This is a genomic window from Variovorax humicola, assembly GCF_037889915.1.
GTDB classification, from domain to species: Bacteria; Pseudomonadota; Gammaproteobacteria; order Burkholderiales; family Burkholderiaceae_C; genus Variovorax; species Variovorax humicola.
Genome location: NZ_JBBKZV010000007.1, coordinates 251267 through 259440 on the forward strand (window position 1 = coordinate 251267; position 8174 = coordinate 259440).

An 8174-nucleotide genomic window follows, 5' to 3' on the forward strand; every position below is an offset into this window, starting at 1 on the left:
TCTCCTGTATGCGTTCCCGGGCACGAGGACACCGGCCCCACTGGCCAGTGCAAGGCTTCGGGTATCACGTTCCGTGCCACCCGGGCGAGGTGCGCATCACGACGCGTCATGGCACGCGTCAGGGCACGCGTCAGGGCACGCTTCAGGGCGGCGTTGCCAGGCCCGCGAGCAGCAGCGCCGCCACCGTCAGATCGGCGGTCGTTCCGGGGTTGATTCGCGCGGCCTTGAGCGCGTCGTCCCACGCCGCGAATTCCGGATCGGCATCGAGTTCGGCGCTGCCGCATGCGCGCGCCAGCCAGCCCTGCGCCGCAGACATGACAGTGTGTGCCACGGCCTCGCCATGAATCCGAACAATGTGTGAATCCGCGATGCTGCCGAGCAGCGACAGGTAGAGACGCTGGACCGCCGCGGTCGTGCGGACGCCGGGAACCCTTCCCTTGACGCCCAGCGAGAACCCGGCACCAAGCGAGGCCGCGCCAATTTCGAACAGCAAGCCATAGCCGTCGCGGTACAGGCGCGCGATGCTGTCGCGGTCGGCCGCCAGCGCCATCGCTGCGCGCAGGCCGACGGTCGGCGGCTGCCGCACGTCCTCGTCCGGCGCCGTGCCGAGGCCGCCTGGGCTGGCACGGGCAATCGCGCGATAGGCCGCCTGCGCATCCACCACGCCGAGCGCCGCAAGCACGTCTTCGATGGCGGTGCGCAAGGGCGTGGCAGATGCCGCATCGGGCCGGCGGTCGATCGCGCATGCAATCGGCGCGCAGAGCAGCACGATGCCGAGGTTGGTATTGCATCCGGCCACCGCCCACGTGGCCTCGGTCGCAGCCTCGATGCGCTCGCCCACCGAAGCCCCGGCTTCGAACAGCGGCCCGGAAGCGGCCTCGGCGCTGGCGATGAAGATCTCGGCCGTCATGCCATGGCCCGGCGATGCCCGGCTCACGTTGCCCGGCTTGCGCACCGCCACGTCGAGCGCGCAGGCCTCGAGGAAACACGCCCTGGCCCGCTGCGTCGCGCGCTGGGGGATGTCCGCGGCGCTCATCTTCATGCGCGGCGCGGCGTCTTCGAATGCGCGTCGCCGCCGGCGAGCATCAGCCTGCGGTCGATGAGGTCGTCGACGAGGGCACGGGCGATGTTGAAGCCGGTCACGCGCTGCAGCCCCTGCCAGGCGGCGGCGCCGTTGACCTCGATGACCTGGATGCCGTGGCCCGGCCTCGCCCTCGCGCCCGGCCGCGGCGCCGATGGCATCAGGTCGACGCCCGCGTAATCCATGCCCAGCGCTTGCGCCGCGTCTTCGGCCAGCCTCGCGAGTTCCGGGGACAGGTCCGCCGGCTCGCAGCGCGCGCCCTGCGCGACGTTGTGGATCCAGTGTTCGCTGACCCGGCGCATGGCGGTGACGCTCCGCCCCCCGATGACCAGCACCCGCCAGTCGAAGCCCGGCGCCGTCGAGGCCGGCACGAAGCGTTGCAGATAGGCGAGCCCGCCGTAGGCCGCCCCGATGTCCGGCAGCGGGTAGTGCACGCCTTCCACGTCGCCCACGAGCCGCAGGCCCTTGCCCTGGGAACCGAACAGCGGCTTGAGCACCAGCGCGTGGCCGGCCGCGCCTTCCCGGATCGCGATGCGCTGCGCCTGCGCAATCGATTCCGTGGCCCAGGTCGGCGGCGTCGGAATGCCTGCCGCATGCAGCAACAGGCTGGTCATCGACTTGTCGACACTGCGTTCGATCGCGCGCGCGTCGTTGTAGACGGGCACCCCGAGTTCGCGCAGCGCATGCAGCACGCCGAGCCGCTTCGTCACCTGCTCGAAGGTGCCGCCGGCGATGCCGCGCACCAGCACCGCGTCGGGCAACTCGCGGCCAAAGCCGGGAATGACCAGGCCATGCCAGGCGGCCGTCGTGTCGATCCGGCAGTCCGCCAGGTCGACGCAGCGGCCGAGGCAGGCACGCGCCTGCAGCGCCGCCTGGAGCTGGCGCGTGTGCCAGCCGATCTCGTCGGTCATGATGGCCACGGTGAGACCGCAGGGCGATGCGGGGCTGGCCATCACGCCTCCTTGCGCCAGAGGCCCAGCAACAACGCCATGTCGAGACCGCCGGCGTGCCAGGTGTTGCCGCTGTCGATGTTGCTGACCCAGACCTCGGCCGGCGCGAACAAGGCGCCGTCGATCTTGTAGAAGTCGTAGTCGGCCGCTTTGAAGATGTCGGCGAACGGACGACCGTGGTCGCTCGCGTTGCGCGACGGCATCTGCCTCGCCAGCTCGCGCGCCGCCGCGTCGTCGCCGCGCACGTTGAGGTGCACCCGGCCACCGTAGAGGATCGCATCGTTGGTTCGTCCCATGGCTTCCACGCCGTCGGGGCTTGGAACGGGCAACGGCGCTGCGCCCGCGCCGCCGACGATGTTGCCGGGCGGGAATCCCAGCTGGTGCGCCTTGTGCAGTGCCGTCTCCAGCACGCGCGCCACCACCTGCGTGGTGCCGGCCAGGCTGCTCGTCGGCGTGAGGATCAGCGTCAACCCTTCGGCACTCAGACGGCAATCCCGAAGGAGCTTGTCGATGATCACCCTGGGTGGGGGCCGATCCACTTCCAGCACGAGCACGCCAGTCCCTGCGGTGTCGCGATAGCCGATGTCATCGAACAGCGTCTCCTTGCCAGCCAGCGCGCGCGCCGGACCCGAGCCGAGTGCGAAGAACTTCTTGCCGCCCGTCTCTTCCTTGCTGGCCGCCAGGCTCCATCCGGCGTACTGGCTGCCCATGCAGGCCAGCACCGGTTGCGAACTCCGTACCTCGATCCAGGTGGGCCAGCCCGCCTCCCCGCTGACGCTCAGGTGCGCCTGGCCGAGGCCACCCATGCAGATCTCGCCTATCAGCAGGCCCGCCGCGACGCTGCCCTGCACGGCGATGCCCGCGTCGACGATGCAGACACCGGACTCGTCGGGACGCACCTGCACGTCGAGCATGCCGGCCTCCGCGAGCAGGCGTTCGACCAGCGGCCGGGCGAGCGTGTTGACGCTGGGCTTCGACACGTCCAGCGCAGGCGACATGGGTGCGACGGGCGCCATCGGCGTCGGGGCGTCCGTCATCCGGAAGTCTCCAAGGACATCTGCACGGCCTCGCGGCGGCGCCGCAGCATCGCGCGTACCTCCTCGGCACTCGAACCGCTGGCGCTGACGCTGCACAGAGGCTCTCCGGCTTCGAACTGCAATGGGGCGATCGGCAGGTCATGGCAGTCCATGCGGGTGGCAAGACGCTTCGCCGCGGACTCGTCCAGCCAGACCGGGCGCCTGGCGTAGACGATCTCGCTGCCCTGGACGGGGGCCTTCTCGGGCTGAGGCGGCCACTCCGGCAGTTCGCCCTGGAGACAGGCGTCAACATGCGCCGCCACCATGCCGGGGAATGCCGCCAGACGGCGCAGGCGGCTGTAGAGCCCCATGCTCAAGGATGGCCGCGGATTGACTTCGAGCACGTTGAATTCATCGCCATCGAGCATGAAGTCCAGGCTGCCGAGGCCGCGCAGGGAGAAGGCCCGAGCCAACGCACGTACCGCCGCCGTGATTCGCGACCCCACTTCGACGGACACCGGTACCGGCCCGACCGCCCCGCAAAACACGAACGGGCACCCGGCCATCGGTCGCACGATCAGTTGATTGAATCCGAGCACCGACGCGTCGCTCGCGTTGGCGATGAAGGTCGCTGACATCGGGCTGCCCTGGACTTCGCGCTGGAAGTAGTGATGGACGCTCAAGGGCTCGGACGGCGCCGCGCCGCCCTCCGCCACGGCACGCCGAATGTGCGCCCCACCGCAACCGTGCGCATCCTTGATCAGCCATCCTGCCGGGTCCTCCGGCGCATCCGTTCGAAAAGCGGGATGGGCAATCCCTTGCGTGTCGAGAAACCCGAAGAAAGACAATGGCTCCCGCACGCGCCGCATGGCGTCGGCCTGCGTTCCGATCAGCGGCAACAGCGAGGCGCCACTTTTCAGCAAGTCGGGCCGCCCCTCGAAGCCGGGACCGGCGATCCAGCCTGTCACACGACCCTGCCGCGCGAGGGCTTCCAGTGCCGACAACAATAGCGCGCCGTCGATGCGCAAGCTCTTCGACTCGCCAATGCGAATCCATTCCTCGCTTGCCTGCCGGGTGTCCGCGTCGCCGAAGAGGTCGAGCGCCACGACCCCGAAGCCGTCCTCGCTGGCCGATTCAGCCAGCATGCGCGCGGAGATGGCGGCTACGGCAAGCGTTGTCATCGGACCGGCCGTTTCATGCAGCCTTCTCGGCAATGAACGCGCGTGCCGTCGCAAACGCTTCCGCGAAGCTCAGGACCACCGGCGCCTCGGCGTCATGCATCTGCACCAGCAGTCGCTGCTGGGTCTGGTACTTGACGTTCCCGATGGTCAATGCACCGATGCCGACGGCCGATGTGCCGGCCAGCGGCTTGGCGTTGTCCATGGCGTCGACGCCGGCAATGCCCTGGGGCGGGACCGCGTTCACGTCGGCGGCGACCTTGAGGCGTTTGGCGAGGCCCAGCGTTTCGCCCGAGACGACCTGTACACCCGCCGCCGCGCAGGCCAGCAGAACGTCGGCGTCCCCGATCGCGGCGCGCATGGCCGTCGCGTCGGCGCCGGACAGGCCCTTCAATTCGACACCGAAGCGCTCACCCGTCTTGCGTGCTGCCTCTTCGACCGCGTTGGCGCTGCTGCGGCTCGAGAGAAAGACCTCGGCGCCAGCCTGTCCCGCGATCACCCCGGCGATGCGGCCCACCGGTCCGGTGCCGCCGAAGATGACGACGCGTTGATCCTTCAGCCCTTGCTTGTGCTGTTGGCCCAGTGCGTGCTCGACGCACGCCACCATCGCGGCCGCGGTCGTGTATGCGCCGCTCGGGTCGGCCATCAGCGACACCTGGAAAGGCTTGAACATCGACGATTTGGCGCGCTTCAGCAGGTCGGCAGCCTCGAGCGCGTCGCGTCCGCCGATGAAGATGCCCGTGCGCAGCAAGCCCTTCGGGCTGCGCGAGAAGATCGTGTCCTGGGTCAGGCTTGCCACGCTGTCGCCGTCGACGTCGACGTACGGAACGATCACCTGGTAGCCGGCGTCGGCGGCCATGTTGATGTCGAACGGGCTCATGCGGCGGCCCGGCGTGAACATGTGGAGGATGTAGGGGCGTTCCATGAAAGCTCCGGATTGCGATCGGACGCTGGCGGCGCGGCCCCGTTCAGCGAGCGGACGCGCCTGGGCGGCGATCCACCAGGAGTGCGCCGCTGTTGCGGCCCGACACGATGCGCAGGGTCAGCGAAGGGGCGACGACACCGGCGGCATGCAGTTCGTCTGCCAGTGCTTCGGCGCGCGCCAGCGACGGCAGGATCGCGAAGCCGGTCGGCCCCCACGAACTCTGGCCCAGCGCCACCAGCGATTCCCGGGTGTCGATCCAGCCGAGCACCCGACCCACCGCCGCGCTCGCATAGACATCGCCGCCCTGCCCGGCCGCGAAGTGCGCGCCCAGCAGGCGCTGGATGTGCGTGACACCTGCGGCGAACGGCGCAAACTCCGCGCTGGCAGCGCCCGGCAGCACGCGCATCAACACCTGGTGGCAGATGTCGGCAGCCTGTGCCTTTGCCATGGGCGGCAGGGCCGCGATGGCCTGTCGCTCGGCCGCCCCCGACAGGCCCTGTTGCGCGCCATCCTGCACGACCAGCACGCGCCACTCCGCAGGCAACGCGATACGCGACAGAACGACCGGCGGCTCGCCATGCGCACCGGGGCCGCCGTCCACGAGCAGCCCGCCCAGGTCGAAACCCCCAACCCCGATGCCCGAACGCTGCCCCCGGCCCAGCCACTGCGCCAGTCTTGCGGTGGACACATCCAGCCCATGCCAATGCGCAAACGCCCGTGCGATGGCCAGTGCCAATTGCGTGCCGGAACCGAAGCCCGCATGCGCAGGCAACACCCGCTTCAGCCGCAAATGCAGTGGCTCGTGGCGGCCGCTGTGGCGTTGCAACAGGCGCAGGTCCGCTTCCGCGCGTTCGACATCGGCGAGCGCCGCGGGCTCGTCGGCGCTCACCTGCAGGGTGGATGAATCGCCGAGTTCGACCTCGGTCTCGAAACCGTTGATCACCAGCCCCAAGCTGCCGAAGCGCCGGCCAAGGGAGCCGGACGGATCGAGAAAGCCGAGGTGCAGCCGCCCCGGGGCGCGCAGCGACACCGTGGCCGATTCATCGGCAAGCATGGCTTCCTCGGAGGTGGTTCGGGGGAACTGCATCGTTGCTCACAAAGCAAGGTCTGTTCCGCAGTGGTTTCCTGCGCGCGGGCCGCACGGCGCCTTTCAGCGCCATTCATGCTTGTATCGAGGCGGGGACACTTTGTCACGCGATCGGTGACGTCCGACGCGCTTTTGCAGGTCTCTGCTGACTGATTCCGCGGCGACTGAGGTGAGCGGGGCGTTTCGCATAGTCGGTAGCCCTTCGTTGAGAGCTTGCTCATCGCTCAGGCGCGGCCGCCTACCCTTGGCAGAGGGTGCCATCACGGGCAGCACGCCACGCACGAAGTCTTTCTGGTCCTCGGAGCGAGGCAAGGGGCCACCCGCCGGTGCGGCGGGGCACCGCATGAATTCGATATAGCCGCTCGCGGCATGGCGTCAAAAGCGTACGCACGCGATCAAAACTTTCAGGGGGAAACAATGCCAACATCCACGCGTATGGCCGTGGGCGCCAAATCGCGCACGCTCCAGATCCAGAGTGAAGCCATTCCGGTCGTCCTGGGCCACGCAGCACTGGAGCCGGTCCGCCTGTCGGGCCGGGAGGGCCTGAACAGCCTCTTCGAATACGAGCTTCTGCTCAAGACCCCTGACGCTGGGCTACTCGGTTGTGCTGGTCGAAGACGCGCACACAACCGAGGGCAATGCCTTCGTGATGCCCTGGCAGGTCATCCAGCATCACAACGCGACGCTTGCCAATATCGCGAGCATCGGTCCCAGGGCCCGGACGATCCCGAGCGAAGCCATTCGTTGCAATACCTGAAATAGCGGTGTCAGTTCCCCCTGGGCCGGCATCCAGCTTGGCGGCATCCAGATCCCGCGCGTCGGGCAGGAAGTCATCGTCGACTTCCTCGGCGGCGACCCCGACCCGCCCGTCTGCACCGGACGTCGGTCGCGTTCTGGAATTCGCGCTTGCGGGACCATGAGGGCGTCTCCCGGGGTGGGAGACGATTGAGTTTGGGTTCGCTGGTATATGCTGCTCCGCGGTTCGGGAGACATCTAGCCCCCTTGCCGACGAAGTTCTCGCCACTGTCACGGCGATCAATAGAAACTCAGGGAGAAAACAAGAATGTTCCGTACGCTGACCATTGGCGGCCCGGCCGTGCCCATCTTTCTGGGCGCGCCTGCATTGCAGCCGGTGCGCCTGTCGGGTCAAGAGGGCCTGAACAGCCTCTTCGAATACGAGCTTCTGCTCAAGACCCCTGACGCATTGAACCTCGGCGCCAGTGGCGCAGCCGACTTCAAGCTCGACGACTTCATCGGCCGCGAGATCAGCTGCGCCATCCAGCTCGACGGCATGGGCGAATTCCTCCCCGGCGTCGTCGGAGCCAGCACCGACCACATCGGCGCCGGTGTGCGCCAGATCAACGCCCTCGTCGCCGACGCGGCCTTCTGGGGCGAAGAAGGCCGCCACATCCAGTACCGCCTCACCCTGCGCCCCTGGCTGCACCTGGCCACGCTGGCCACCGACTGCAAGATCTTCCAGAACAAGACCGTCATCGACATCCTGGACGAGTTGCTCGCCGACTACCCCTTTGCCGTCGACAAGCGCCTCATCGAGACCTACCCCCGGCGCGACTACCAGACCCAGTACAACGAAAGCGACTTCGCCTTCTTCGAGCGCCTGTGCCAGGAATGGGGCATCAGCTACTTCTTCGAACACTCCGAAGGCAAGCACCGGCTCGTGCTCATCGACATCATGGGCGCCTACAAGGAGAACCCGAGCGAGGCGTACCGGCAAGTCGAATACCACGCCCCCGGCTGGAAACCCGACGCCGAATACCTGCATGCCTTCGTGCCAGAGCACCAGCTCACCAGCGGCAAGTACGCCACCCGTGACTACGACTACACCCGTCCCCGCGCCGACCTGAGCATCACCCGAGCCGACCCCCGGCCCACCGGCCAGGCCGAAGGCGAGGTCTACCAGTGGCACGCAAGCCAGG

7 protein-coding genes and 1 pseudogene are annotated in these 8174 nt (G+C 68.3%); 2 read left to right on the top strand and 6 right to left on the bottom strand.

The annotated features are described in order from the left end of the window. Positions 1 to 142: 142 nt before the first annotated feature. Genes WKW80_RS15255 through WKW80_RS15280 form a run of 6 tightly spaced genes read right to left on the bottom strand, consistent with a single transcriptional unit; the run spans position 143 to position 6237 of the window. The gene (locus tag WKW80_RS15255; protein ID WP_340364424.1) at positions 143 to 1036 is read right to left on the bottom strand and encodes a triphosphoribosyl-dephospho-CoA synthase; all 894 of its coding nucleotides are present in this window, start codon (positions 1034 to 1036) and stop codon (positions 143 to 145) included. 2 nt (positions 1037 to 1038) lie between these two features. Next, complete coding sequence (locus WKW80_RS15260; RefSeq protein ID WP_340364408.1) at positions 1039 to 2034, bottom strand: ATP-grasp domain-containing protein; 996 nt, start codon at positions 2032 to 2034, stop codon at positions 1039 to 1041. Next, positions 2034 to 3068: a methenyltetrahydromethanopterin cyclohydrolase gene (gene mch, locus WKW80_RS15265; protein ID WP_422822909.1), complete on the bottom strand. Its 1035-nt coding sequence runs from the start codon at positions 3066 to 3068 to the stop codon at positions 2034 to 2036. Before mch ends, WKW80_RS15260 begins: the two co-directional genes overlap by 1 nt. Beyond that, on the bottom strand, positions 3065 to 4228 hold the full coding sequence (locus WKW80_RS15270; RefSeq protein ID WP_340364409.1) for an ATP-grasp domain-containing protein: 1164 nt from the start codon (positions 4226 to 4228) through the stop codon (positions 3065 to 3067). Before WKW80_RS15270 ends, mch begins: the two co-directional genes overlap by 4 nt. Before the next feature lie 13 nt (positions 4229 to 4241). Next, a complete protein-coding gene (locus tag WKW80_RS15275; RefSeq protein ID WP_340364410.1) occupies positions 4242 to 5150 on the bottom strand; it encodes an NAD(P)-dependent methylenetetrahydromethanopterin dehydrogenase in 909 nt (302 codons plus the stop codon). A gap of 43 nt (positions 5151 to 5193) precedes the next feature. After that, on the bottom strand, positions 5194 to 6237 hold the full coding sequence (locus WKW80_RS15280; RefSeq protein ID WP_340364411.1) for a beta-ribofuranosylaminobenzene 5'-phosphate synthase family protein: 1044 nt from the start codon (positions 6235 to 6237) through the stop codon (positions 5194 to 5196). Between the two features lie 766 nt (positions 6238 to 7003). Between WKW80_RS15280 and WKW80_RS15285 the strand changes: the two are divergent. Together WKW80_RS15285 and WKW80_RS15290 are read left to right on the top strand one after the other, a co-directional pair. Beyond that, positions 7004 to 7120: pseudogene (locus WKW80_RS15285) on the top strand (phage baseplate assembly protein V); the annotation flags it as partial. Positions 7121 to 7300: 180 nt separating this feature from the next. Then, positions 7301 to 8174 (top strand): type VI secretion system Vgr family protein (locus WKW80_RS15290; protein ID WP_340364412.1); only part of this gene is annotated, 874 nt, incomplete at its 3' end.